The organism is Actinotignum timonense, from assembly GCF_900155575.1.
GTDB lineage: Bacteria > Actinomycetota > Actinomycetes > Actinomycetales > Actinomycetaceae > Actinotignum > Actinotignum timonense.
On sequence record NZ_LT706966.1, the window covers coordinates 118,208 to 119,135 of the forward strand.

A 928-nucleotide genomic window follows, 5' to 3' on the forward strand; every position below is an offset into this window, starting at 1 on the left:
TTAGCGACGGTCCGAAATGCCCCTTTTGCAGCCCTGAATCTTGAAAATGGCCCATCCCGCCGCCCCCGCCCCGCCCGAGGCGGGTGTGTTTTTCCGAGGTGTACTTCGCGTGTACGACATCTGCACTACAGCTCGGAAAACACGTACTACCCCCGCCGGGACGCGTGTGACTATTGAGGCTCCAGAGACGTGTGTGACTTATGGGATTCCCGCGGTCAGCGCTTCACACCCTCAGCTCAGTGATCCGCACCGGCCACATGCACCAGGGGGAGAAACTCGGAGAGGTTCGCGCGGGTTCCGGAGGCGTCCACCCGCCCGGAAGCCACAGCATCATCCCAGTTCAGAGTCCCCACGCACAATCCCAGGAACGTTCCCGCATCGCATTCGACCACATTCGGCGGGGTACCGCGCCGGTGGCGCACCCCGGCAACCGCCTGCACCGCGCCAACATACGGAACTCGGATTTCCACCGCGTGCCCGGGATGCCGAGCAGCCAACTCCTCGAGCAGAAACCGCACCGCCGTGCGCGACTCACTCGCGCTGAGCTCCTCACCTGCGCGAAAGCGGGCGAGGAGGGGCAGCGCGTCCACGCTATCGATTTTTCGTGTCACGGATCCACTCTACGACGCCTTGGATGACAACGGCACCTAAGGTACGACGGCGCCGCCGCGAGCGCGCCCGCCCGGCGAAGTAGGCAATCCGCCGGGCGCACGCCGCCCCTAGATCACACCCTGGGCGATCATCGCCTCCGCGACCATCTCGAAGCCCGCGGCATTGGCGCCCACCACGTAGTTGCCTTCGTGGCCGTAGCGGGCGGCGGCATCCAGGGAGGTGTCGTGGATATCGCGCATGATGTCGTGCAGTTTGGCATCCACCTTTTCGAAGCTCCAGCTTTGCCGCGCGGAATTCTGCTGCATTTCCAGCGCGG

The 928-nt window shown here is 64.7% G+C and carries 1 protein-coding gene and 1 pseudogene; both read right to left on the minus strand.

Annotated elements, in window-relative coordinates; translation table 11 throughout:
• Positions 1-236 precede the first annotated feature (236 nt).
• Positions 237-611 (minus strand): sterol carrier family protein, encoded by a 375-nt coding sequence (locus CZ322_RS00525; RefSeq protein ID WP_087069773.1) that lies wholly within the window; start codon positions 609-611, stop codon positions 237-239.
• 108 nt (positions 612-719) lie between these two features.
• Positions 720-928 (minus strand): annotated as a pseudogene (locus CZ322_RS00530) (NADP-specific glutamate dehydrogenase); the annotation flags it as partial.